The 24,146-nt window shown below is 73.2% G+C and carries 20 protein-coding genes; 12 read left to right on the top strand and 8 right to left on the bottom strand.

What is annotated here, in order from left to right; genetic code table 11:
* Window positions 1–222 precede the first annotated feature (222 nt).
* Complete coding sequence (locus IE277_RS16990; protein WP_308433390.1) at window positions 223–1,014, top strand: hypothetical protein; 792 nt, start codon at window positions 223–225, stop codon at window positions 1,012–1,014.
* Between the two features lie 48 nt (window positions 1,015–1,062).
* Here IE277_RS16990 and IE277_RS16985 read toward each other — a convergent pair whose 3' ends face one another.
* Together IE277_RS16985 and IE277_RS16980 are read right to left on the bottom strand one after the other, a co-directional pair.
* Window positions 1,063–1,836 (bottom strand): L,D-transpeptidase, encoded by a 774-nt coding sequence (locus IE277_RS16985; protein WP_189953201.1) that lies wholly within the window; start codon window positions 1,834–1,836, stop codon window positions 1,063–1,065.
* A complete protein-coding gene (locus tag IE277_RS16980) occupies window positions 1,826–2,329 on the bottom strand; it encodes a SigE family RNA polymerase sigma factor (RefSeq protein WP_189953200.1) in 504 nt (167 codons plus the stop codon). Before IE277_RS16980 ends, IE277_RS16985 begins: the two co-directional genes overlap by 11 nt.
* A 114-nt stretch (window positions 2,330–2,443) precedes the next feature.
* Here IE277_RS16980 and IE277_RS16975 point away from each other — a divergent pair, with 114 nt between their 5' ends.
* Genes IE277_RS16975 through IE277_RS16965 form a run of 3 tightly spaced genes read left to right on the top strand, consistent with a single transcriptional unit; the run spans window position 2,444 to window position 5,213 of the window.
* Window positions 2,444–2,905, top strand: coding sequence for a sigma factor-like helix-turn-helix DNA-binding protein (locus tag IE277_RS16975; protein WP_189953198.1), 462 nt, complete (start codon window positions 2,444–2,446; stop codon window positions 2,903–2,905).
* The gene (locus tag IE277_RS16970) at window positions 2,902–3,576 is read left to right on the top strand and encodes a hypothetical protein (protein WP_189953196.1); all 675 of its coding nucleotides are present in this window, start codon (window positions 2,902–2,904) and stop codon (window positions 3,574–3,576) included. The genes IE277_RS16975 and IE277_RS16970 overlap by 4 nt, the downstream gene beginning before the upstream one ends.
* Before the next feature lie 26 nt (window positions 3,577–3,602).
* Window positions 3,603–5,213, top strand: coding sequence for a transglycosylase domain-containing protein (locus IE277_RS16965; RefSeq protein ID WP_229881607.1), 1,611 nt, complete (start codon window positions 3,603–3,605; stop codon window positions 5,211–5,213).
* Between the two features lie 49 nt (window positions 5,214–5,262).
* Here the strand turns inward: IE277_RS16965 and IE277_RS16960 are convergent, their stop codons facing one another.
* The gene (locus tag IE277_RS16960; RefSeq protein WP_189953194.1) at window positions 5,263–6,606 is read right to left on the bottom strand and encodes a helix-turn-helix domain-containing protein; all 1,344 of its coding nucleotides are present in this window, start codon (window positions 6,604–6,606) and stop codon (window positions 5,263–5,265) included.
* Window positions 6,607–6,941: 335 nt separating this feature from the next.
* Between IE277_RS16960 and IE277_RS16955 the strand changes: the two genes are divergently transcribed.
* Complete coding sequence (locus IE277_RS16955) at window positions 6,942–8,192, top strand: amidohydrolase (RefSeq protein WP_189953191.1); 1,251 nt, start codon at window positions 6,942–6,944, stop codon at window positions 8,190–8,192.
* Between the two features lie 47 nt (window positions 8,193–8,239).
* Here the strand turns inward: IE277_RS16955 and IE277_RS16950 are convergent, their stop codons facing one another.
* Together IE277_RS16950 and IE277_RS16945 are read right to left on the bottom strand one after the other, a co-directional pair.
* Window positions 8,240–9,358, bottom strand: a complete 1,119-nt coding sequence (locus IE277_RS16950; RefSeq protein WP_189953189.1) for a hypothetical protein — start codon at window positions 9,356–9,358, stop codon at window positions 8,240–8,242.
* A 79-nt stretch (window positions 9,359–9,437) separates the two neighbouring features.
* Entirely contained in the window at window positions 9,438–10,631 is a 1,194-nt protein-coding gene (locus IE277_RS16945; protein ID WP_229881605.1) for a PP2C family protein-serine/threonine phosphatase, read from the bottom strand.
* A gap of 142 nt (window positions 10,632–10,773) precedes the next feature.
* Between IE277_RS16945 and IE277_RS16940 the strand changes: the two genes are divergently transcribed.
* The 6 genes from IE277_RS16940 to metG all read left to right on the top strand — a co-directional run bounded on the left by IE277_RS16940 (window position 10,774) and on the right by metG (window position 19,528).
* Complete coding sequence (locus IE277_RS16940) at window positions 10,774–11,256, top strand: hypothetical protein (protein WP_189953185.1); 483 nt, start codon at window positions 10,774–10,776, stop codon at window positions 11,254–11,256.
* 235 nt (window positions 11,257–11,491) lie between these two features.
* Entirely contained in the window at window positions 11,492–12,565 is a 1,074-nt protein-coding gene (locus IE277_RS16935; protein WP_229881604.1) for a hypothetical protein, read from the top strand.
* A 162-nt stretch (window positions 12,566–12,727) separates the two neighbouring features.
* The gene (locus tag IE277_RS16930) at window positions 12,728–13,684 is read left to right on the top strand and encodes an endonuclease/exonuclease/phosphatase family protein (protein WP_189953183.1); all 957 of its coding nucleotides are present in this window, start codon (window positions 12,728–12,730) and stop codon (window positions 13,682–13,684) included.
* Between the two features lie 47 nt (window positions 13,685–13,731).
* Window positions 13,732–15,675 (top strand): FUSC family protein, encoded by a 1,944-nt coding sequence (locus IE277_RS16925; RefSeq protein ID WP_189953181.1) that lies wholly within the window; start codon window positions 13,732–13,734, stop codon window positions 15,673–15,675.
* Between the two features lie 73 nt (window positions 15,676–15,748).
* A complete protein-coding gene (locus IE277_RS16920; RefSeq protein ID WP_189953178.1) occupies window positions 15,749–17,647 on the top strand; it encodes a VWA domain-containing protein in 1,899 nt (632 codons plus the stop codon).
* Window positions 17,648–17,803: 156 nt separating this feature from the next.
* A complete protein-coding gene (gene metG / locus IE277_RS16915) occupies window positions 17,804–19,528 on the top strand; it encodes a methionine--tRNA ligase (protein WP_189953176.1) in 1,725 nt (574 codons plus the stop codon).
* A 69-nt stretch (window positions 19,529–19,597) separates the two neighbouring features.
* Here metG and IE277_RS16910 read toward each other — a convergent pair whose 3' ends face one another.
* Window positions 19,598–20,941, bottom strand: coding sequence for a pectate lyase family protein (locus tag IE277_RS16910; protein ID WP_308433389.1), 1,344 nt, complete (start codon window positions 20,939–20,941; stop codon window positions 19,598–19,600).
* 103 nt (window positions 20,942–21,044) lie between these two features.
* Window positions 21,045–21,392: a DoxX family protein gene (locus tag IE277_RS16905; RefSeq protein ID WP_189953174.1), complete on the bottom strand. Its 348-nt coding sequence runs from the start codon at window positions 21,390–21,392 to the stop codon at window positions 21,045–21,047.
* Between the two features lie 87 nt (window positions 21,393–21,479).
* On the opposite strand from IE277_RS16905, the gene IE277_RS16900 reads away from it, so the two are divergent.
* Window positions 21,480–22,187 (top strand): nucleotidyl transferase AbiEii/AbiGii toxin family protein, encoded by a 708-nt coding sequence (locus IE277_RS16900; protein ID WP_189953172.1) that lies wholly within the window; start codon window positions 21,480–21,482, stop codon window positions 22,185–22,187.
* A 31-nt stretch (window positions 22,188–22,218) separates the two neighbouring features.
* Here IE277_RS16900 and aspS read toward each other — a convergent pair whose 3' ends face one another.
* Window positions 22,219–23,982, bottom strand: coding sequence for an aspartate--tRNA ligase (gene aspS, locus IE277_RS16895; protein ID WP_189953170.1), 1,764 nt, complete (start codon window positions 23,980–23,982; stop codon window positions 22,219–22,221).
* Between the last annotated feature and the right edge of the window lie 164 nt (window positions 23,983–24,146).

Here is a 24,146-nt window from a genome sequence, read left to right as displayed (position 1 = left end):
CCGGGACGGTCTCCGGCGTCGTCGTGCTCTTCGAGCACTGCGGGCACTGCTGGGCGCGCTGCATACGGCGACCGTAGCAAGGTCCGGCATCGCGGGTCGAGGCGTTTTCGGCGGGGCCGGTCGTCCCGGTCCGCCGGGCCCGCTCACCCATACGGCCCGGAGCGCTGGTGGGGCGGTCGGGGCGGTGGTGCCGTGAGAGGAGACGCACCAGGAGGCGGCCCGATGACCTCGATGACCGACGAGATACGCGCACGCCGGCTGCGGCTGTCGCTCCTAGCCGCAGGGCTCATCGCCCTCGGCGGCTGCGCGGCCTTCGCGCTGAACCAGCAGGCGACGGCACCCCAGCCCCTCCCCACGATCGTCAAGCCGGCCCCGAAGCCCAAGGCGCCCGCACGGCCCGACGGCTCCACGCTCACCGACGGGCAGGCGCAGGCCGCGCTGATCAGCCAGGCCGACCTCGGTACCCCCTGGACGCCGACCCGGGGTGCGGCCACCTGGCGGGACGGGCTGCTGAAGGCGACCACGTCGGGTGCCGACTGCCAGCGGCTGCTGGACGCCCTGTACACGGACGAAATCCTCGGCGGTCCGCCGCGCGTCGCCGTCGGGATGGACGACACCGACACCGACGCCCAGCTGCGCTATCAGATCGGCGCCCGCCGCCCCGCCGACATCGACGCGGCGCTCAGCTGGCTGAAGACGCTGCCGGACCGGTGCGCGCGGTTCACGGCCACCACACAGACCGGGATCACCGAGGACATCAAGGTCACAGGCGCCTCGGTGCCGGATGTCGGGGACGCGCGCCAGGGCCTGCGGGTCAGTCTCACCACGACGGCGGACGACGCGGACGAGAGCGTGCTCACCCTGGACGTGGCCGCCGTCCGGGTCGGCCAGGACGCGTTCGCCCTCACCAACGGCGGCCTGGGCGACGTGGCCAACGACACGACGCAGGTCGCCGTGCAGGACGGCGCGCTGCGCCTGGCGGACGCCCGCAGACAGGGCCGGGCACAGGTCTGACCCGCACTTCTGGTCCCCGCGTCTCCGGCATGATCCGCCGGACAGGTCCTAGGGCGGCGTCGACTCCTCGGACGGCGTCGACGAGGGGGGCTCCAGGGTCGGCGTCCGCCCCGTCACCAGCACCACCGAGCCCTTGGCCAGCCGGGTGTACAGCCACTTCGCGTCGGCCGGGCGCAGGCCGATCCAGCCGGTGGTCGTGGCGTAGTTGCCGGGAGCCTTCGGGTCGAAGGTGAGGGCGATCGCGAAGGTGACCTTGCGGGTGCGGGCGGAGAGCAGCTCGATCGCCCACGGAGCCGACACTTCCGCCGCGCCACTGCCAGTGCCGCCGCTGCCGCTGACGCCGTCGCCGTCGGTCCCGGTCTTCAGCGGCCGTACCGGGGATTTGCCGATGACGGTGAACCGCCCGGTGGGCGTGGGCGCTTTCGGCACGCCCGGGGAGATGGCCAGCACCCGCCCGTCGACGGTCATCGTCAGCTTGGTGAGGTCGACGACGGCGTCGGCGGGGGCGGTACGGGAGGGGGCCGGGCTGGGGCGCGGGCTGAGGCCGGTGGCCGGGGTGGCGCGGCGGCCGGGGCCGGCGTCGGAGTGGTGGCCGAGGCCGGCGGTCAGCGTGACGGCGAGGGCCGCCGCGGCGGTGACCCCGGCGAGCGCGACGGCCGTACGCCGGCGACGGCCGCGCCGCACGGCACGGCGGCGGATCTCCGCGCCGGGGACGGGCGCGGCCACCTGGTGCTCCTCGGCCAGTGTGCGCAGCGCGCCGGACAGTTCGGGCGGCCGCCCTGTGCCGTCGGGGCCGGCGTCGTAGCCGCGGTCATCGGACACGCTCGCCCTCCCTCTCCCCCTCGCCCGGGGCCAGTACCCGGGCCAGTGCCGCGCGGCCACGGGACAGCCGGGCCTTGACCGTGCCCACCGGGGCCCCGGTTTCCGAGGCTACTTGCTCCACGCTCAGGTCGCACAGATGGTGCAGGACGACCGCCATCCGCTGGGCCTCGGGCAGGGCGCGCAGCGCGACGACGAGCGCGGCGTGCTCAAGGTCGGGCCCGGGCACGGACTCCGGTGGCGGGGTGCGCCGCACGAGTTCCAGCCACCGCCGGGCGCGCCGCCACCGGCTGACGGCGAGCCGCATCGCGACGGTCCTGACCCACGCCTCGGGCGCCCCGTCCGCGAGGAAGTCCCGTCTGCGGTCCCAGGCCCGTACGAACGCCTCCTGCACGACGTCCTGCGCCTCTCCGTGGTCTCCGGTGAAGGCGTAGAGCTGGCCGGTCAGCCGGGGGAACGCGGCGGCGTAGAACGCGTCGAACTCGTCCTCGGTCATGCCGCCCCCGCCATCGGTGCCCCAACTTCCCCGAACCGCCGTGCAACCCGGACCGCTTCGCGGTGCGTACAGGTCCCGTACGCCGCACATCGAAACACATCGCAGGGGAACCCGATGACGACCAGAGCCGGCCACCGCATCCGCCATCGCGCCCGACGCCCGGGCGACAGGCCCGAGTTCGGGGAGTACGCCGCCGTGGCCTGGCCGCGGCTGCTGCGCACGGCCCGGCTGCTGACCGGCGACCCGGCCGGGGCCGACGCCCTGGCGCGCACCGCCCTGTCCGACGCGTACGCCCGCTGGCGGCGCATCCCGGGCAACGACACCGACTTCTACGTGCGGCGCCTGCTGGTACGCCGGCACCTGCGCCGCCGGCCGCGCGGCGCGGGGACCCGGCTCCGCCCGAAGACCCCGCTCACCCGCGCGCTCGCCGCCCTGCCCGCCCGCCAGCGGGTGGTGCTGGTCCTGCGCCTGGGCGAGGACCTGGGCCGGCTGGAGATCGCCGAGATGCTCGGCTGGTCGGTCGGGGCGGTGAAGTCGTACGAACGACGCGGGCTGAAGGCCCTGGGAGCGGGATGAAACGCCGGAAACCGGAGCCGTTGCAAGGGGAGTTGAGCGAGGCGTTCGCCGCGGCGTCGGGCGACGGGCCCGCGACGCCGGTCCCGCTCGCCGCCATCGAGCGCGAGGGGCGTACGCGGCGGCGCCGGCGCCGGATCGTGGCGCTGCTGACCTGCTGTCCGCTGGTGCTGGGCCCGCTCGGCTATGTCACCTGGCGGCTGGCCGGCGGGTCCGGGGCCGGGGCCGCGACGTCCGGAAGGACCGTGGCCTCGGGGACCGTGCGGGTGGTGGCGGCCGGTGAGCATGTACGGCCGCTGGCCGGCACGGAGCTGTGGCTGACGAAGGACGGGGCGCACTGGTCGGCGCCGCAGGGCGGGGGCGAGTTCCTGCCGGTCGCGGGGCTCTCCTCGAAGACCCCTGCCGTCACCGTGCGGCTGGAGGCGGCGGACCGGCGGCTGCTGCTGTCCGGTGTCCACCACGGCGGCGGGCCGGCCGCCCGCGTCGAGGTGCGGACACCGTCGGGCCGGTTCCCCGCGACCGTGCTCACGCTGGCGGGCAGCCCCGGCTGGGACGTCTGGTACGCGACCGCCCCGTTCGACGCCGCCCGGGACAAGCGGATGCTGCCGAACGTCGAGGTCACGGTGTACGGCGCGGACGGCAGGGTGCTGGCGCGGGGCGGGGTGGGCTCGTGAAGCGTCTGCTCGTGAGGCGTCAGCTCGTGAAGCGTCTGCTCATGCGTCTGCGGCGCCTGCTCGTCCATCTGCGGCGCCGCCGGGGCCGCTGGCTCCGGCGGATCCTCGTGGGACTGCTCACCCTGTTCCTCGCGCTCGCCGGCACGGTCTGGGTGGCGTACCTGCTCACGACGATTCCCGCCCCGCACCCGGAGACGGTGAGCCAGAGCACGGTCTTCCTGGACGCGGAGGGGGAGTACCTGGGCCGGCGCGGGCCGGTGGACCGGCAGGACGTGCCCCTCTCCCAGGTGCCCCGGCACGTCCAGGACGCGGTGATCGCCGCCGAGAACCGTTCCTTCCGCACGGACTCGGGCGTCTCGCCCAGCGCGATCGTCCGCGCGGCCCTGTCCGCGCTGTCCGGCGGCGAGCGCCAGGGCGGTTCGACGATCACCCAGCAGTATGTGAAGAACGCCCTGCTGAGCCCCGAGCAGTCGCTGAGCCGCAAGGCCCGCGAGGCGCTGATCGCCGTCAAGCTGGACCGCACCCGCTCCAAGGACACGATCCTGGCGGGCTACCTCAACACCGTGTACTTCGGCCGGGGCGCGGCAGGCATCCAGTCCGCGGCCCGCAACTACTTCGGCGTGGACGCCAAGGACCTCACGGTGGCGCAGGGCGCGGCGCTCGCGGCCATCATCAACCGGCCGACGTACTACGAACGGGCGGGCTCGGACGCGCAGGTCACCACCACGCTGCAGAAGCGCTGGCGCTGGGTGCTGGACGCGATGCGCTCCTCGGGCGGCATCACGGCCGCGCAGCGCTCCTCGGCCGCCTTCCCCGCCTTCCGCTTCTATCCGCCGGGCAACACGGACGGCCAGCGCCAGTACCTGATCGACGCGGCCGCCGCGGAGGCCGCCCGGCGCCTCGGCGTCTCGCCGGAACAGCTGGCGCGCGGCGGCTACACGGTCCGTACGACCTTCGACCTGAGCACCCAGTACGCGGTCTCGGAGCGGGTGCGCGAGCGCGCGGGCGCGATGGGCCTGCCGAAGGACACCCGGCTGCACGCGGCCGTGGTCGCCACGGTCCCCGGCGACGGCGCGGTCCGTGTCCTGTTCGGCGGCACGGACTACGCCCGCCAGCCCTTCAACGACGCGCTGTCCGGCGCGGTGGAGGCCGGTACGGCGCTGCGGCCGTTCGCCGGGCTGCGGCTCGGCGCCCCGCTGACCGGGCTGCCGCGCACCGCGGCACCGACGCCGCTGGCCGTGGCCTCGGCGTACGCGACGGCGGCGGCGGACGGCACATACGCGGCGCCGTACACGGTGGCGCGGATCACCCGGGGCGGCCGCACCCTCTACACGGCCCGCCCGGACACACACCGGGTGCTGGCGCCCGGTGCGGTCACGGTCGCGGCGAAGCAGGCCGCCGCAGGACCGCAGCCGACGTACACGGGCGGTGCGGGTACGGGCCCCGGTACCCGCACCCTGTGGCAGTCGTCGTACAGCGCCGGGCTCTCCCTGACCACCGCGCTGTTCGCCGAGCGTCCGGCGGCCAGGGGCCACCCCGCGGGGCCGGCTCATCTGCCGGCTTCGGCCGGGGAGCTGGCGGCAGGGGTCCGGGCGGACGTGTTCGGCTCGGCGCCGGCCGCCCCGCCGCGGGGGTGAGCGGGGGCATGCCCGGCGGGGGCCACTGGGGCCACTGGGGTCACAGGGATCACAGGGGTGGCTGGGCGGGGGCCGGGCCCAGGGTGGTGGTGCCCGGCATCGTGCGATGCCCGAGACCGGTGCGGTAGGCGTCCAGGGCCGCCTCGATCCGGCCCGTGCGGCGCAGCAGATCGCCGAGGAGGCGGCACAGGTCGGCCAGGTCGCCGGCGGCGCCCGCGCGTTCCAGCAGGCTGAGCGCGCGGACGTAGTGCTCCTCGGCGGCCTCGGTGTCCCGGGCGTCCTCGGCGATGATGCCGAGCAGGCGGTGGGCCGCGGCGGCGTGCACCGCGCCGCGCTCCGAGGAGAAGTCGCCGAGGACGCCTTCCAGCAGTACGGCGGCCTCGGCGGACGCGCCCCGCCGGTGCAGCACATCGGCGAGTTCCACGGCGGCCTGGCTGCGGTAGAGCGCGGCCCGGCTCTCGGAGAGCATGGTGTACGCCTGCCGCAGTTCGCTCTCGGCGCGCTCCAGGTCGCCGTTCTGGGCGTACACATAGCCACGCATCCAGTGGCAGTTGGCCAGCTCGGTGCGCAGCCGCAGCTGGCGGTACAGCTCGGCCGCCTTGGCGAGGGAGGCGTCGGCCTCGGCGACCCGGCCCTCGGCGATCAGGGTGCGGGCCACCGAGCGGTGCATCCGGGCGATCAGCGCGGGGTCCCCGGCCTGCGGCGCGAGCGCGAGGGCGAACTCGGCGGCCTGGGCGGCGCGGGCGTGCGCGCCCATGTCCATGTACGGGCCGATGACGCTGGCGTAGAGCAGCAGCAGGGCGTCCGGGTCGTGCAGTCCGCCGCGGTTGAGCTCGTCGAGGGTGGATTCCAGGAGGTAGACGGCGTACCGGAGTTCCCCGGCGAGGTAGTGCGAGACGGCGCGGCCGCGGACGGCCGGTACGCGCACCGGGAGCGACTCCTCCCCGAGGCAGGCCTCGGCCCGCTCGAAGAACTCCCGCGCCCCCGCCAGCTCCCCGGTCTCCAGCGCGCACTCGCCGAGCCCGAGCAGCGCGGCCGCCTGCTCGCTCCGCAGGCCGTGCGTCTCCGCCTCCGCGAGCAGCTCCGTGTACTGGACGGCGGCCTCCTCGGCGCGGCCGTCGGCGAGGATCCGCTGGACCTCGGTGAGCCGGAACCGCAGACCGGTGGCGAGGTGGGCGGGCCGCCCCACGGCCAGCTCCTCGTAGGCGACGCCGAGCCGCCCGGCGATGTGCCGCAGCGCCTCGTCGGAGGCCCGCACCCGGCCCGCCTCCAGGGTGGAGATGTAGGCGGGTGTGTAGGCGGGCTCCGCCAGCTGTCGCTGGGTGAGACCACGTTGGGTACGCAATTGCTGTACGCGCCGGCCGATGACCGCCGGGTTGTCTCGCTCCCGCATCCCTGATGCTCCCAACTCCCTTGGTACCTCTTGCCGTTCGGCCCGTTCAGCCCCTAGGTTAAATGGCGGATTAAGTCTGCTTAATAGGTCGCTGTTGTGTTGCGAGGTCACCGTGCCCGGACGTCCTTCCGCACCCTACGAACGGCAGAACACCCGGTATGTCCGCGGCGTCGCCGCAGCGGTGGTGGCCGTGGCGGCCCTGATCACCGCGGCGAACGCGGGCCCGGCCCACGCCACGGCACCGGCCCCGGCCGCCCACGTCACACGGACCTCGTTGATTCGGGATTGATTCGCCCCGGGGTTCCCGCGCGCCCGGCCCGCCTACGCTGGGTCCCGTGACCACTCCCGCTCCCGCCGCCCGGACCGCGCTGGACCTCACCGCCGACCTCCCGGTCCCGTCCCTGGAGGACCTCTACCGCGACCTGCACCGCCACCCCGAGCTGTCCCTGCGCGAGCACCGCACCGCCGGACTGCTCGCCGGCCGGCTGAGGGAGGCCGGGTTCGAGACCGCCGAGGGTGTCGGCGGCACCGGTGTCGTGGGCCGGCTGCGCAACGGCGACGGGCCGACCGTACTGCTGCGCGCCGACATGGACGCGCTGCCGGTCCGGGAGGAGACCGGGCTGTCGTACGCCTCGCGGACGGACGGGGTGATGCACGCCTGCGGACACGATCTGCATGTCACCTGGCTGACCGGGGCCGCCGAGGCACTGGCCGCCGGGCGGGAGACCTGGCAGGGCACCCTGCTGGTGGTGGGCCAGCCGGCCGAGGAGACCGGACAGGGCGCGGCGCGCATGGTCGCGGACGGCCTGTACGACCGCTTCGGACGCCCGGACGTCCTCCTCGGCCAGCACGCGGCTCCCGGCCCGGCCGGCCTGTACCCGCACGCACCGGGTCTGATCATGTCGGCGTCGACGGAGGTCGACATCGTCGTCCACGGCCGCGGCGGCCACGGCTCCCGCCCGGAGGCGACCGTGGACCCGGTGGTCACGGCCGCCTACCTGGTCACCCGGCTCCAGACCGTGGTCTCCCGGGAACTGGCCGCCGGCGACTCCGCGGTCCTGACGGTGGGCCGCATCGAGGCCGGCACCCGGCACAACATCATCCCGTCCGAGGCGCGCATCTCACTGAACCTGCGCAGCCAGTCCGAGGAGGTACGGCAGCGGATGCTCGCCGCGATCCGGCGCATCGCGCACGGTGAGTGCCTGGCCGCCGGCTGCCCGCGCGAGCCGGAGGTGACCGTCGGCAGCACCTTCCCGGTGACCGTGAACGACGCGGCCACGGACGCCGTGGTGGCCGCCGTGCACGGGGAGGTGTTCGGCGCGGACACGGTGTTCGACCCGGGCCCGGCGATGGGCAGCGAGGACTTCCCCGGACTGGCGCTGGACCGCGCCATCCCGTACTCGTACTGGTTCGTGACGACCACCCCGCCCCAGGTGTGGGACGAGGCCCTGGGCGACACCCTCCCGGAGAAGCTCGCCTCCGTCCCGAGCAACCACAGCCCCCACTTCGCCCCCGACCTGTCCACGGTCGCCCCGGGCGTCCGCACGCTGGTGTCGGGGGCGTTGGCGATGCTGGCGGCGGGCTGAGGAGGGATCGGGAGGCGGCCTGCGCGCCCGGGGGGGCCTGCGTGTGATTACGGGGCCGCCTGAAGCTGGCGCAGGTGCTGCCGGACGTTCTCCAGCGCACCGCTTCGCCGGCCCGGCACCCGTAGCCTCAACTCCGCGAGCGCGGAACCGAGTTCACGGGCGGGGGCCGGGTCCGTGATCCTGTTCCACTGATGGTGCGCCCGGTCCACCGCCGCCTCCACCGCGGCCGAGTCGGCCGCCTGCCCCGCGGCCAGCCGGGCTCCGGCGAGCGCGAGCCAGGCCCGGCAGCTGCGCGCCGGATCCCCCGCGAACATCGCGAGATCGGCCCGGACTTCGGCCCAGTGCAGGGCCGCGTCCGAGGCGGGCCCGCCGGCGGCCACGGCGAGTCGCTCGTGCTGAGCGGCGAGAACGTCGGCATCACCGTGGCGCCCGTCCTGCACGGCGGTGCTGATGGCGGCGTGGGGATCGCGGTGGACGGTATGAGGGTCGCGCTGGACGGTACGGGGGGTGTGCTGGACGGTACGGGGGTGCGAGGCGGCTCCGGGTACGGCCAGCACCAGGTCCCGCCCGGCGCTCGACTCCGCGACCCGGGCCCACGCCTGCTCGTGCAGCCGCCCGAGAGGGGGCCGATGCCCGCTCCTCAACAACGTCGCCACGGCCTTCATGTACGCCGGCTCGGCCACCCGCCGCCCGGCCGCCGGCGCCACCCGCCCGTACACCGCGGCGTTGGGACCGCAGTCCAGCCCCCGCTCGGCGACGTACTGCCACGCCTCCGCGTCCGCGTGCAGATCCACCACGAGCGCCGTGTCCGCCGCGGAGCGCAACCGCAGCTCCTCCCGGACCCAGTGCCACGGCAACGCCGTATAGCGCACGGTCGCCGGCGTGGTGCGGGCCAGCGCGAGATGCGGCAGCCGCTGCCGGCGGTCCAACTGCAGCTGCCCGGCGATGTACACCGTCAGCGGCGCGGGCGCCGCCGCCGCGGCCCGCAGCCGGGTCAGCACGGCCTGCGGCTCCAACGGGTCCACGAGTTCGACCACGTTGGCGGTGTCGGTGCCGGACAGCACGGCGGGAGCGACGGCGGACAGCACCGGCAGCACACCGGCCGCGTCCACCAGCCGCCCTCTGCCCAGCGGCGCGGCAGCGAGCAACAGCACGGTTCCGGGCATCGTCCCTCCCCCTGTCGACCCTGATCCGCCTTGCACCTTCCAGCCAGCACCGTAACCGCTGCGCCTGCGAACCCGCGCCTCAGGACCGTAAACCGCCCTGTTCGCCGCCTTCGCCCCCCGCCTGCCGGATCCGCCGTACGGCGAACGCGGTGGTGTCGTCGCCCAGCCGGCCGCCGCTGTGCCGCAGGACGCCGTCGCGCACCCGCCGGACCAGCTCCCAGGGTTCGGCGCCGCCCGCTCCGGCGCCGCCGCAGGCGGGGTCCCCGGAGGCGAGGTCCCGGGCCAGCGGATAGAAGCCGCCCGTCCGATCGCGTGCCTCGGTCACACCGTCGGTGACCATCAGCAGGGTCTCGTCGGCGGCGAGCGGCACCCGGTGCACGACCGGCGCGCCGTCCGCGAGATCGGCGAGGCCCAGCGGCAGTCCGTCGCCGCTGGGCAGCTCGCGGACGCCGTGCGGGCCGACGGCGAGCGGCGGCTCATGGCCGAAGTTGACGATCTCGATGATGTCCGGGGTGTCGGCGGTGTCTTCGGTGTCTTCGGGGAAGCCGATCAGCACGGCGGTGGCGAACCGTTCGCCGTCGTCCCGGCCGAGCGCGGTGGTGTGCGAGCGGTGCCGCAGCATCCGGATCTCCAGGCGCTCGGCGACGGTCGCGAGATCCTTCTCGTGATAGCCGGCCTCCCGGAACGTGCCGAGCAGCGCCGCCGCCGTCTCCACCGCGGCGAGGCCCTTGCCCTGCACATCGCCGACGAAGACCCGGGTGCCGTGCGGGCCGGGCTGGATGTCGTAGAAGTCGCCGCCGACCCGGGCGTCCACGTCCGCCGCCAGATACACCCCGGCCTGCTCCAGACCGGCCCAGCGCGGCGGCAGCGGCCGTAGCACGGTACGGCGGGTGGTCTCGGCGATGTCCTGGAAGTGCAGGGCCTGCTTCTCCTTGCGCACGCGCACGGCGGAGGCGAACGTGGCCATCAGGCCGCCGACCGCGACCAGCACGAAGTCGCCGAGACCGGCCTGGTACTGGCCCGGCCAGGCGCTGTCGACGGCGACGTACGTCACCACCGCCAGCGCGGCGAAGGCACCCGTCGTCCACACCCCGCAGATCGCGGCGGCACTGCCCGGGACCAGCACGATCCAGGTGATGATGCGGAAGTGCTCGGTGGTGTTGAAGTCCAGCAGCACGATCCCGGCGAGCAGCAGCAGGGGCGGCACCCAGGCGACGTTCCGGCCACGCACGCGCAGCAGCTGTTTCTGCCGCCCGTACTCGATCTCCGTCACGGCGGGCAGCCCTCCATGCCCCCAGACAAGCACGGCGGGGAACGGGCCGCATCCGGGCATCCGTCACGCTCCTGGCCGACTTGCCAGGCCCTGCCCCCAGGTGTGCTCTGGAAGCCGGGGGCGAGGAGAGAGGAGTGCTCTCATGGCTCAAGCGGCACCCGCGCCCGGCGGGATGTCCCGCCCCGGCCGTACGCCTCAGATCGAGGCCCGGGAGGCCAAGGGGCGCACCCGGCCGCCGGACGTCTTCGACGCGCGCGCCCATCGCGTCGCCCACATCGCCGTCCCGGTCGTCCTGGGGCTGGTCTACGGCTACTGGGTGGCCGCCGACGCCCGCCAGGGCGGCGCCATCACCGGCGGGAACCTGCTGCTCGGCTGGCTCAGCGCGCTGGTGTTCGCGGTGGTGTGCGTCGCCCTGCTGACGCTGGCCCCGCGGATGCCGCGGGAGCTGCACGCGCTGCTGTGGACGGCGTTCACCGGTATCGCGTTCGGCTTCCTGTACATCCAGACGGGCCATTCGGTCTGGCGGTCCGTGCTGATGTCGCTGGTCGTCGCGGGATGCACCTTCGCCGTGTTCTTCTACCGCTACTACACGCGCGAGGACGCGTTCGGCAACCGCGTCCGCTGAGGAACCCGGGTGCGTGGGCCCCGGCCGGCCGACCGGGGCCCACGCACTCCCCTGTGACCCCCTCTTTTCCTCTCCTCCCCGGCACCACGTGTGTCGCTTCCTCCTCCCCAGCACCAGGAAACACCCGTTCGGGCCAGCCCTCCACCGGAGAGCGCAATGCCCCGTGCGGCCCGCCCGTCCCCCGATCGCAGGCCCCCCGCTGGCGCCCGCGCCCAGGGGACCGTTGGCTGGAGACGTGCCCCCACACCTCCGGAGCGCCCTGTCGGCCGTACTGCTCGCCCTGTCCTGCCTGCTCGTGCCGTTCGGCGCGCTGGCGGCCTGGGCGGCGTACGGGCTCACCGACACAGGCAGGTACGTCACCACGATGGCGCCGCTCGCCGCCGACCCGAGGGTGCGCGAGGCCGTGGCGGAGACCGTCGGCGACGGCCTGCTGCGCGAGGTCGACCAGCGGCTGGACGTCCGCCAGGTGCCCGGCACCGTCCGCCCGTTCCTGCACGACGTGGTGCGCTCCTTCACCCAGACCGAGGCCTTCCGGCTGGCCTGGGACACCGGCAACCGGGTCACCCATGACGCGGTCCTGCGCGCCCTGCGCGACGAGGACGGCGCCACCGCGGCGGAGCAGGCGGTCACCGTCGACTTCGCCCCCGTCACCGACCAGGTCAAACGCCAGCTGACCCGGGACCATGTGCCGCTGGCCGCACGCATCCCGGTGCAGCACACCGTGGTCTCCGTGCTCCCGGCGGACGAACTGGTCTCGCTCCGGAAGGGGTTCCACGTGCTCGAAGTCGCCGGGCTCTGGCTGCCGGTGGCGGCCGTCGCCTTCGCCGTCACCGGGATCGCCCTGGCCCTCCACCGCCGCCGCGCCGTCGTCGCGACTGCGCTGGGCACGGCGCTGGGCGGCGCCCTGCTCGCCCTCGCCCTCGCCGTCGCCCGCGACCTCACCCTCGACGACCTGCCCGCCGACATGTCCCACCCGGCCGCGGGCGCGGTCTACGACGCCCTCACCGGCACCCTGCGCACGGTCTCCTGGCTGCTGCTCGGCCTGGGCCTCGTCGTGGCCTGCGCGACCTGGCTGACCCGCTGTCTGCGCCGGTCCCGCCCCGCGCTCGCGCACGCGTCCGCCCCGACGGGCCCGCGCCCGGCCGCCGCCCCCGTTCCTCCTCCCCCTCCCGGTGCCCCGGCCACTCCCACCGCTCCTCCCGCGCCCGCCGCTCCTCCCACGCCCACCGTCCCTTCTGCTCCCCCCTCCCCTCCCGCTCCTCCGCACCGGCCCGCGCCGGCCGAGGGACCGACCCGAGCCCGGGTCTGACCGCGCCGCGGCCGTCACAGTCTCCGGGGCCGCCGGGACCGCCGGGACCGTGGAGGCCCTGGAGCCCGTGGTGGCCGCGGAGGCCCTGGAGGCCGTCGAGGCCGCGAGGCCGCCACGCTGATCTCCTGGCGCCCGATGGCCGGCCCACCGTAGGCTCGGGCCGTGAATCGACGCCCCGGACGCCGGCTCGGCGCCTGGTGCGCCGGACTGCTGCTGGCCGTGGTCGGCGTGGTCGTCGGCTGCCGGGTCGCCGACACCGACGGCGTCACCCCCGTCCCCCAGCTGCTCGCCTTCCTGCCCTGGCTGCTGGTGCCGACCGGGTTCGCCCTGCTGTGCTCACTGCTCGCCCGCTGGTGGCCCGGCCTCGTGGTCTCGGTCGTCGTACTCGGCCTGCTCGCCTGGTACCTGGAGCCGTACGGCAAGACCGCCGAGCCACCGGGGTTGCCGATCGCCTCCCTGCGCGTGCTGACCTCCAACGTCGAGTTCGGGCACGGCACTCCCGCACTGGTCCCGCGGATCCGCGACCGCCGGCCGGACATCGTCTTCGTCGAGGAGTGCGAGTACACCTGCCAGGCCACGCTGGAGAACGACTTCCGGACCGCCTACCCCTACCGGGACGCGGTCCGCGCGGCCGGCTCCCACGGCTCCCTCATCCTCAGCCGCTTCCCGCTGAAACCCACTGCGGGCGTCCCGGGCACGATGGGCATGCCCGGCGCCGTCGCCGACGTACGCGGCCATCCCGTACGGCTCCAACTCGCCCACCCCATGCCCCCGCTGCCCCGGCAGGTCGGCCTGTGGCGGCGCGAACTCGGCCGGCTCCGCGCCTTCGCGGCCGCCGACCCGCACACCCCCACGATCCTCGCCGGCGACTTCAACGCCACCCAGGACCACGCGGCCTTCCGCCACATCCTCGACACCGGACTGACCGACGCCGCCCGCCTCGACGGACACGACCGCGTGCCCAGCTGGCCCGCGCGCACCGCCGCGGTCGCCGGCGTCCAGATCGACCACGTCCTGCTCTCCGCGGACTTCACCGCGACCGACGCCCGCTTCCTGCGCGTGGCCGGCAGCGACCACCGCGCCCTCGTCGTCGACATCGCCCTCCACCAGCGCGGATGACCCGAGGCGGTCCGGAGTGAACGGCGGCGGACGGCGATAATGGCCGCATGTCGCGCGAGTTCCCCATCGGCCTCACCCCTCCCGACTGGCTGGTCCGGAACCTCCGCCCCCAGCAGGCCCCCGTCAACAAGGCCGCCATGGCCCGTGCCGCCCTCGGCATGGCCCTCCCCCTGGCGATCGGCCTCGCCGCCGGCTACCCGGCGTACGGCGCCCTCGCCTCCATGGGCGCCCTGTCCGGCGTCATCGGCGACACCGCCGACGCCTACCGCATGCGCATCCTCAACATCGCCGTACCGCAGCTCTTCGGCGCGATCGGCGTGACGCTGGGCACCCTGGTGTACGGCCACGGCTGGTACGCGGTGACCGCGGTGACCGGGATCGCCCTGCTCTCCGGGATGATCTCGACGATCGGCGCGGTGGCGTCGGTCTCGGGCCTGCTCCTGCTTCTGAACTGCGTGGTCGGCGCGGGTCTTCCGCTCCCGCAGCCGTGGTGGCTGGCCCCGGTCCTGATGACGGGGGGCGGCCTGCTGATCCTCCTCCTCGCCCTGCTGGCCTGGCCACTGCGCTCGGGCGTACCCGAACGCACGGCGGTGGCGGCCGCCTACCGCACGGTCGCGGCCCTCCTCGCCGCCTCCGGCACCGAGCGCGCCGAGGAGTACGAGGAGGCCCGCCACACCGTCACCCAGTCCCTCAACCAGTCCTACGACCTGATCCTGGCCCGGCGCGCCCGCCACCACGGCCGCAGCCCCGAACTCACCCGTCTGCTGGCCCAGTTGAACGCCATCATCCCGGTGGTGGAGGCGGCCCCCGCGGCCCATCTGACGGGCCGGCCCCTGCCGCCCCAGATCCCGGCGGCGGTCGACCACCTGGCCGGGGCGATCGAGACGGGCCACACGGGCCCGGCAGCGCTGGACCTCCCGCTCCCCACGACGGAGACGGCACGCGCGGTGGACCACGCCCTGCGGCACACCGCCGAGGTCGTCACGGCCCCCGACATCGACCCCCGCGGCATCGACGACCGCCTCGGCCGCCCCGCCACGCTCCGCATCCGCGCCGCGCGAGCGGCCCGCGATGTGATGCTGTCGGCCAACTCCTGGCGCTACGGCCTGCGCCTCGCGGTCTGCATCGGCATCGCCCAGGCCCTCGTCTCCCTGATCCCGGTGCCGCGCTCCTACTGGGTCGCCCTGACCATCACCTTCGTCCTCAAGCCCGACTTCGGCTCGGTCTTCTCCCGCGCCCTGCTGCGCGCCCTCGGCACGGTGGCCGGCCTGGTGATCGCGGCGGTGGTCCTGGCCGAGGTCCCGCTCGGCTGGTGGGACGTCCCGGCGATGCTGGTCCTGGCCCCCCTGATCCCGGCCCTGACCCCACGCGGCTACGGCTACCAGACCGCGGCCATCACCCCCGTCATCCTGCTGCTGTCGGACATCCTGAACCACCAGGGCACGGCGTTGCTGCTGCCGCGCCTGACGGACTCGCTCCTCGGCTGCGCGATCGCGCTGACGGCCGGCTACCTCCTCTGGCCGGAGAGCTGGCGCACGCGCGTCGGCGACCGGCTGGCGGACGCGGTGGCGGACACGGCGACCTACGTGGAGACGGCGTTCGGCCCGGCCACCGACCCCTTGGCGCGGGCCCGCCTGCGCCGCCGCCTCTACCGCGACCTCTCGGTGATCCGTACGGAGTTCCAGCGGGCCCTGACCGAACCACCGCCGACCGGCCGGCGCGCCGCCGCCTGGTGGCCGCTGGTCGTCGCCGTGGAACGCATCATCGACGCCACGACCGCGGCCCGCGTCCGCGTGCGGCACGGGGCGGCGGCGCCGTCCACAGCCGAGATCACCCAGGTGGTCCTGCAGCTCAGAGAGCTGTCGGACGGCGTACGCGACGCGAAGACCCTGACGCCGGTCCGCACGGACCTGACCGGTCCCGCCGGCAGCGTTCTGGAACCCCTGCGCCAGGAGGTCGCCGCGGCCCGGTCGATCGCTTCCCCCCACTGACCGCTTCGCTAACCTTACGTGTCCGTCCTGGCCAGGGATCTACGGGCATCAACTCACGCGAAGGGTTGCGCACATGGGCATTCTCACTCTCCTGCGGAACGCATTCGGCCGCTCACGCAAGGCGCGCGCCGCCGAGGCAGAGGGTGCGGACCGCCTCCCGGCACAGCCGTCCACCCCTCTCCCGACCTCCACGGATCCGGCCCCCACCGAGACCGAGACCCCCTCGGCACACTCCACCCCGGACCCGGCCCCCACCGTCCCCGAACCTCGCCGTTCGTCCCCCGACGAACACGAACTGGTCTCCGCCGCCTTCAACAACATCAAGGTCCCCCAACAGGCCGAGGAGAGCCCCGAGCCGGAGCCCAAGGCCCCGGCCCCGGAGCCGACCAAGGCCGAGGTACGAACCGAGCCCGAGCCCGAGACCCCGGCCGCGAAAGCGCCCGAGGCCGAGCCGGAGACCGAGGAGCGGCCCGAGCCCGAGTCACAGACCGAAGAGCCGGCCGAGAACCCCACCGGGCCGGAGCCCGAGGCCCCGGTCGCGGTCGTCACTGAGGCGCCGGCCGAGCCGAAGGCGCAAGACAGCGCCGAGTCGGCGGTCGAAGACGAGCCCACAGAAACGGTCGAGGCGAGCGCCGGGCCGGAAGCCGAGGCCGCGGCCGAGACCGAAGCCGAGCCCGAGCCTGAGACGTCCGTCGCGGCCGAAGCCGGAGCCCAGCCCGAGCCGGAGGCCGAGGCGTCTGTCGTGGCCGGGGCCGGAGCTCAGCCCCCGGTTGAAGAACAGCTTGCGGAGACGGTCGAGGAGACCGCCGCACCAGAGGCCGCCGTGCCGGAGACCGCCGCACCGGAGACCGCCGTGCCGGAGACCGCCGCACCGGAGACCGCCGTGCCGGAGGCCGCCGACGGCGAGGACGCCCCGCAGGGGCCACCCGCACTCGACGACGAAACCCGCACGGGTGGTGCGGGTGGGGACACCGGCGCCGAAGGCGAAGCCAAGGCGGAACCGACCCTCGCGGCCGAGCCCAAGGCCGAGACGCCCGTCGCGGCCGAAGCCGGAGCCCAGCCCGAGCCGGAGGCCGAGGCGTCCGTTGTGGCCGGGGCCGGAGCGCAGCCCGCGGTAGAAGAACAGCTTGCGGAGACGGTCGAGGACACGGCCGTGCCGGAGACCGCCGTGCCGGAGGCCGCCGACGGCGAGGACACCCCGCAGGGGCCACCCGCACTCGACGACGAAACCCGCACGGGTGGTGCGGGTGGGGACACCGGCGCCGAAGGCGAAGCCAAGGCGGAACCGACCCTCGCGGCCGCCACCTCCCTCGCCAAGGTCAAGTCCCGCACCCCCGCCCTCACCACCGCCTACAAGGCCGCCACCGCCACCCTCAGGACAACCGGCCTGACCGGCACCCGCGCGAAGCTCTACCTCGTGCTCGACCGCTCCGCGAGCATGCGCCCGTACTACAAGGACGGCTCCGCCCAGGCCCTCGCCGACCAGACCCTCGCTCTCGCCGCCCACCTGGACCCCGAGGCCACGGTCCACGTCGTCTTCTTCTCCACGGAGACCGACGGCACCACCGACCTCACCCTCACCCCGGACCACGAGACGAAGATCGACGACGTCCACGCAAGCCTCGGCCGTATGGGCCGTACGAGCTACCACGCCGCCGTAGAAGCCGTACTCGCCCACTACGACCAGTACGAGAAGGACACGAGCCCCGCCACCCCCGCCCTCGTGGTCTTCCAGACCGACGGCGCCCCGGACGCGAAGACCCCCGCGACCCAGGCCCTCACCGCGGCCGCGGACTCGCACCCCGCCGTCTTCTTCTCCTTCGTCGCCTTCGGTGAGCACGACAACAAGGCCTTCGACTACCTCCGCAAACTGAAGACCGCCAACACGTCCTTCTTCCACGCGGGCCCCGCCCCCCGCGAGCTGACGGACACCGAGCTGTACGAAGGCGTACTCGCCGACTGGCGGCCGTAACCAGCCGTATCCGGCCGCAGGCCACCACACCGACGATCACACCCCCGGGCCGCCCCTTTCCCACCCTGCAAAACGGGAAGCGGGCGGCCCACCCCTGTCGGCTACGATTTCAAGGTTCGAAACCGCAGAAAACGCAGCGACCTGGGAGCAGCCACGATGGCTCGACACCTCATCACCAGCGCCCTTCCGTACATCAACGGGATCAAGCACCTGGGCAACATGGTGGGGTCCATGCTCCCGGCGGACGTGTACTCCCGGTACCTCCGCCAGCGCGGCCACGACGTCCTGTACATCTGCGCGACGGACGAGCACGGCACCCCCGCCGAGCTGGCCGCCAAGGAGCAGGGCGTCCCGGTCGCCGAGTTCTGCGCCCAGGCCCACGACGCCCAGAAGGCGGTCTACGACGGCTTCGCGCTGGCCTTCGACTACTTCGGCCGCAGCTCCTCCGCGCAGAACCGCGAGATCACCCAGCACTTCGCCCGCAGGCTGCACGAGAACGGCTTCATCGAGGAGCGGGCGATCCGCCAGGTCTACTCGCCCGCCGACGGCCGTTTCCTCCCGGACCGCTATGTGGAGGGCACCTGCCCGCACTGCGGCTACGACAAGGCCCGCGGCGACCAGTGCGAGAACTGCACCCGCGTCCTGGACCCGACCGACCTGATCAACCCGCGCTCGGCGATCTCCGGCTCCACCGACCTGGAGGTCCGCGAGACCAAGCACCTCTTCCTCCTCCAGTCCAAGCTGGAGAACGAGGTCCGTGAATGGGTCGCCCGGCACGACAAGGACTGGCCGCAGCTGGCCTCCTCCATCGCCCACAAGTGGCTGACCGAGGGCCTGCACGACCGCGCGATCACCCGTGACCTGGACTGGGGCGTCCCGGTCCCGGCCGACACGTGGCCGGAGCTGGCCGCCGAGGGCAAGGTCTTCTACGTCTGGTTCGACGCCCCGATCGAGTACATCGGCGCCACGAAGGAGTGGTCCGACCAGGACCCGGAGAACCGCGACTGGAAGTCGTGGTGGTACGAGGCGGACGCCGGCGAGAACCCCGTCCGCTACACCGAGTTCATGGCCAAGGACAACGTCCCCTTCCACACGGTGATGTTCCCGGCCACGGAGCTGGGCATCCGCGAGCCCTGGAAGATGGTCGACTACGTCAAGGCCTTCAACTGGCTGACGTACTACGGCGGGAAGTTCTCCACCTCGCAGAAGCGCGGCGTCTTCACCGACCAGGCCCTGGACATCCTCCCCGCGGACTACTGGCGCTACTTCCTCATCGCCAACGCCCCCGAGTCGGACGACTCGTCCTTCACCTGGGAGCACTTCACGGCCACGGTCAACAAGGACCTCGCCGACACCCTCGGCAACTTCGTCAACCGCGTGCTGTCCTTCTCGAAGAAGCGCTTCGGTGACGAGGTCCCCGCCGGCGGCACCCCCGGTGAGGCCGAGACCAGGCTCGGCGAGCAGATCGCCGAGCTCCTCGCCGAGTACGAGGGCCACATGGAGGCCCTGCAGTTCCGCAAGGCCGCCGCGGCCCTGCGCGCCCTGTGGTCGGCCGGCAACTCCTACCTGGAGGAGAAGGCCCCCTGGCTGCAGATCAAGACCGACAAGGACGCCGCGGCCCTCACGCTGCGTACGGCGATGAATCTGATCCACCTGTACGCGGTGGTCTCCGAGCCGCTGATCCCGGCCACGGCGAAGGCGATGCGCGAGGCGTTCACGCTCGCGGACGACACCGCCTCCTGGGTCGGCGCCGACGAGGCGAAGGCCCTGGCCGCCGTCCCCGCCGGCACCCCGTTCACGGTCCCGCCGGTGCTGTTCGCCAAGCTGACGGACGAGGACCTGGCGGCGTACAAGGAGCGCTTCGGCGGCGAGGAAGCCTGATCCTCACGGCAGACAGCGGGAGCGGGCCCGGGAAGACCTCTTCCCGGGCCCGCCGTGCGAGCACCGCGGTTACTTCAGAACCCCGGCGCCGGTCGTCGTCGCCAGCTCCGCCGGCAGGTTCTTCGCGGACGTCTCCAGGCCCGCGGTGAGCGTCGGCGTCCAGTTCACCGTCGTCCTGATCTTCTTCGCGGCCGTGGCGTTGTACGCGGCGACCAGGTCGGTCCGCGTGCCGTTGACGAGGTTGCCGCTGCCCGCGACCGAGCCGGTGCCGTCGCCGCTGAGCAGCCCCGCGACCTTGCCGCCGGAGGGCACCTTCCAGTAGTTGGCCTGGGCCACGACCTGGGCCCTGGCACGCGAGTCGATGCTGTACTGGGGCGCGTAGCCGTCGACCGTCGTCGTGTCGTACACGTTGTCGTAGACGTGGATCTGGCCGATGCGGGCCAGGGGCGCCCGCTGGACGATGCCCTTCCACACGTTGTGGTGGATCGAGACGCGCAGCTTGCCGGTGCTGTCCTTGTCGCTGCTGCCGATCAGCATCGTCTTGTCGTGGTCGGTGAACCGGTTGCGCTCGACGGTGACCAGGTCGGAGCCGTTGGTGATGTCGAGGGCGCCGTCATGGATCTGGTACTGGCGGCCGTAGTACGTGGGGTCGCTCGTGTCGAGGCGGGGCGCGTCGGTGAACGTGTTGTGGTCCGCCCAGACATGGGTCGCGCCGCGCAGGGTGACCGCGTCGTACTGCGAGTTCCAGTTGCCCTTGGCGCCGTCCGTGGGGTCCCACTGCGGGAAGCAGTCCTCGGTGGCGGAGAAGGCGAGGTTGCGGATGATGACGTTGTCGACGCCCTTCACCTGGAGGTTGCCGCCGGTGATGCCGGCGTTCGTGCCGGGCACGCCGACGACGGTGGTGTTGGCCGGCACCTTGAAGACGATGTTCTTCGCCTGCTTGGCCTGGGCGGCGGCGCGCGCCTTCTCCTGGGTGCCGGAGGGCAGCTTGGAGCGTCCGTAGGTGGCGGGGTCGTACGCCTTGAGGTAGGCGGAGAGCGAGTACCCGGTGCCGGCCGCGTAGTCGGCGCAGGTGAGCTTCTTCCCGCTGTCGTCGGTGTTGGCGTCGATGGTGCCCTTGATCCGGATGATCCGCGCGCCGGTGTCGGAGGCCGGCCCCAGCGCCTTCACGAGCTGGGCCCGGGTGGAGACGGTGAAGGTGTGGGCGGAGTCGGCCTTCGAGCCGCCGATGGTGCCGGTGCCGGCGGCGGCCCAGCCGTCCTTGGCGGGAAGCGTCTGGTGGGAGAGGTCGACGGCGTCGGCGTTCGCGCTCATCACGAATACACCGGCACCGATACCGACGGCCACCACGGCGGCGGACGCGGCGAGGGTGCGCCGCTTGCGGAGGGACCGGCGGTGGGAGGGAACAGCCACGGAGGAGTCCTTAGGGAGTGCTGAACTTTCCTTACGACTCCTCAGTGGCCGCCGCCCATAAGGAAGTTGCCGCGCACCGGAGGGATTCCCGGACCGCGCCGGCTCAGCCCGCGTACCCGAGGACGAGTGCGCCGACCACCGGTGCGGCGTAGACGAGCGGGAACGGGATGTGGGAGTACCAGCGGGCCCGTGCCACGGTGACGGCGGCCCCGAGGAAGTAGAGCACCAGACCGATCCCGGCCAGCACCCCGATCACCGGCACGAACAGCCCGACCACCAGCCCTATGGCGCCGGCGGCCTTGGCCACGCCGAGCAGCGTCCACCAGCTCTGCGGCACGGAGTAGTCGGTGAGCGCCTTCACGATCCACTGGGCCCGCGTGAGCAGCACGACTGCGGAGAACCCGGCCATCAACGCGGCGAGCAGGGTGACGACGACATGGGCGATGTGCATGAGAAGCTCCCGAAGAGAGGCGTTCGGACTCGGACACCTCTCTGAACCCCCAGCCCGCGCCCGTGTGACAGGAACCCGGAAAAAATCTTGAACGTCCCCGAACCCCACCACCGGCTCCTCGCCGACGTCGTCACCGCGGGCGGTCCGTACGGGCTGGTGCTCGCCGGTGGTTATGCCCTTCAGGCGCACGGTCTGATGCGGCGTCCGCATGCGAACCTCGACTTCGCAACGGAGAGTTCCGAGTCCATGGAGCGGATCGCGGCCGCCGTCGGCGCCACCCTGGAGGCGCGGGGACGGCAGACGCAGACCGCCGCCGTCACGGCGCTCACCGCCCAGCTGACGGTCACCGACCCGCCGACCGGCGAGCCCTGCGCCCTCGCGCTGCACAAGGAGGCGTTCTGGCAGCCGCCGCAGCTCACCGAGTTGGGGCCCGCGCTCTCACTCGAAGACGCCGTGGGTACGAAGATCCGGGCGTTGTACGACCGGGGCGCGGCCGTCGATCTGATCGACGCGCGGGCCGCCGCGGCCCGGTTCTCGCTGCCCGGTCTGGAGGAGCTGGGCCGCAGGCACGCCCACGACCCGTTCGACCTGCCCACGCTGCAGTCCCGGCTGACCGGCACGGACTTCTACTCCGACCGGGACTTCCTGCGGTACGGCCTGACCGAGGAACAGGTCATCGCCCTGCGTGCCTGGGCCCAGCAGTGGTCCGACGACATCGCCGAGCGGCTGCTGGAGGACGGCGCGTCCCCCGACATCGAGCCGGACACGGAGTCCGATCCCGACGCGGGGGACTGACGAACGGCGCCGTACCTTCGGCGGCGGCTTCCTACTTCGGCTGCGGCTTCCTGATGTTCAGGTGCAGCTCGCGCAGGCGGGTCTCCTCCAGCTCGGTCGGGGCGCCCATCATCAGGTCCTGGGCGTTGCCGTTGAGCGGGAAGGAGATCGTCTCGCGGATGTTGGGCTCGTCCGCGAGGAGCATGACGATACGGTCCACGCCGGGGGCGATGCCGCCGTGCGGCGGGGCGCCGAAGCGGAACGCGCGGAGCATGCCCGCGAACTTCTCCTCGACGGTCTCGCGGTCATAGCCGGCGATCTCGAAGGCCTTGAGCATGATGTCCGGCTCGTGGTTCCGGATCGCGCCGGAGGACAGCTCGACGCCGTTGCAGACGATGTCGTACTGCCAGCCCAGGATGTCCAGCGGGTCCTGGGTCTCCAGGGCCTCAAGACCACCCTGCGGCATCGAGAACGGGTTGTGCGAGAAGTCGATCGCGCCGGTGTCCTCGTCCTTCTCGTACATCGGGAAGTCGACGATCCAGCAGAACCGGAAGACGTTCTCCTCGAACTGACCGGCGCGCTTGGCGGCCTCGACCCGCACCGCGCCCATGATCTTGGAGACCTCGTCGAAGTCGCCCGCGCCGAAGAAGACCGCGTGGCCGGCGGCCAGCGACAGCCGCTTGGTCAGCTCGGCGACGTTCTCCTCGGTGAGGAACTTCGCGATCGGGCCGGACAGCGCGCCGTCCTCGCCCACGCGGACCCAGGCCAGGCCCTTCGCGCCCAGCGAGACGGCGAAGTCACCGAGCTGGTCGAAGAACTTGCGCGGCTGGTCCTGGACCGCCGGCACCGCCAGTGCGCGCACATGCTTGCCGGCGAACGCCTTGAACTCCGAGCCCTCGAAGACATCGGTGATGTCCGCCAGTTCCAGCTTGGCGCGCAGGTCCGGCTTGTCGGAGCCGTACTTCAGCATCGCCTCGCGGAACGGGATCCGCGGGAAGGGAGAGGTGACATGGCGGCCGTTGCCGAACTCCTCGAAGAGCTCGGTCATCAGCTGCTCGATCGGCTGGAAGACGTCTTCCTGCTCGACGAAGCTCATCTCGACGTCGAGCTGGTAGAACTCGCCCGGCGAGCGGTCGGCGCGGGCGTCCTCGTCGCGGAAACAGGGCGCGATCTGGAAGTAGCGGTCGAAGCCGGAGATCATCAGCAGCTGCTTGAACTGCTGCGGGGCCTGCGGCAGGGCGTAGAACTTGCCCGGGTTCAGCCGGGAGGGGACGACGAAGTCGCGGGCGCCCTCGGGGGAGGTCGCGGACAGGATCGGCGTCGCCATCTCGTTGAAGCCCAGCGCCGTCATCTTGTGGCGGATCGCCGAGATGACCGCCGTACGCAGCATGATGTTGCGGTGCATGCGCTCGCGGCGCAGGTCCAGGAAGCGGTACTCCAGGCGCCGTTCCTCGTTGACCCCGTCCTCGGCGTTGATCGTGAAGGGCAGCGGGGCGGCGGCACCCAGCAGCTCGACCTCGGCGACCTCGACCTCGATCTCACCGGTGGGCAGATCGGGGTTCACGTTCTCGGTTCCACGTGAAACAACGCGGCCGTCGATGCGGACCGTGGACTCCTTGGAGATCGAGTCCAGGGCCTCGTACGCGGGCGTGCCGGGGCGGGCGACCAGCTGGGTGATGCCGTAGTGGTCGCGCAGATCGATGAAGAGGATGCCGCCCAGGTCGCGCCGATTGTGCAGCCAACCGCTCAGCCGGACGTCGGTGCCGACGTCAGAGGCGCGGAGCTGGCCGCAGGTGTGGGACCTGTACCGATGCATCGTCGTTCATCGTCCTTCGTGTGTGGGTCTGCGGCGGGGGTGCTCCCCCCGGCGAGAACGGGCACGGGGCCCGGACCCATCAAGGGTACCGGGCACCCAAAGATCGGCTCCCCACCATTTCCCGCGCCACGCACTGGAGGATCCTCCGTACATCAGGGTGGGAA

The sequence above is a fragment of the Streptomyces alanosinicus genome (genome assembly GCF_014650595.1).
In the GTDB taxonomy this organism is placed as follows: Bacteria; Actinomycetota; Actinomycetes; order Streptomycetales; family Streptomycetaceae; genus Streptomyces; species Streptomyces alanosinicus.
The sequence above is the reverse complement of the archived record's forward strand: the minus strand, read 5'-3'. Positions and strand labels throughout refer to the sequence as shown.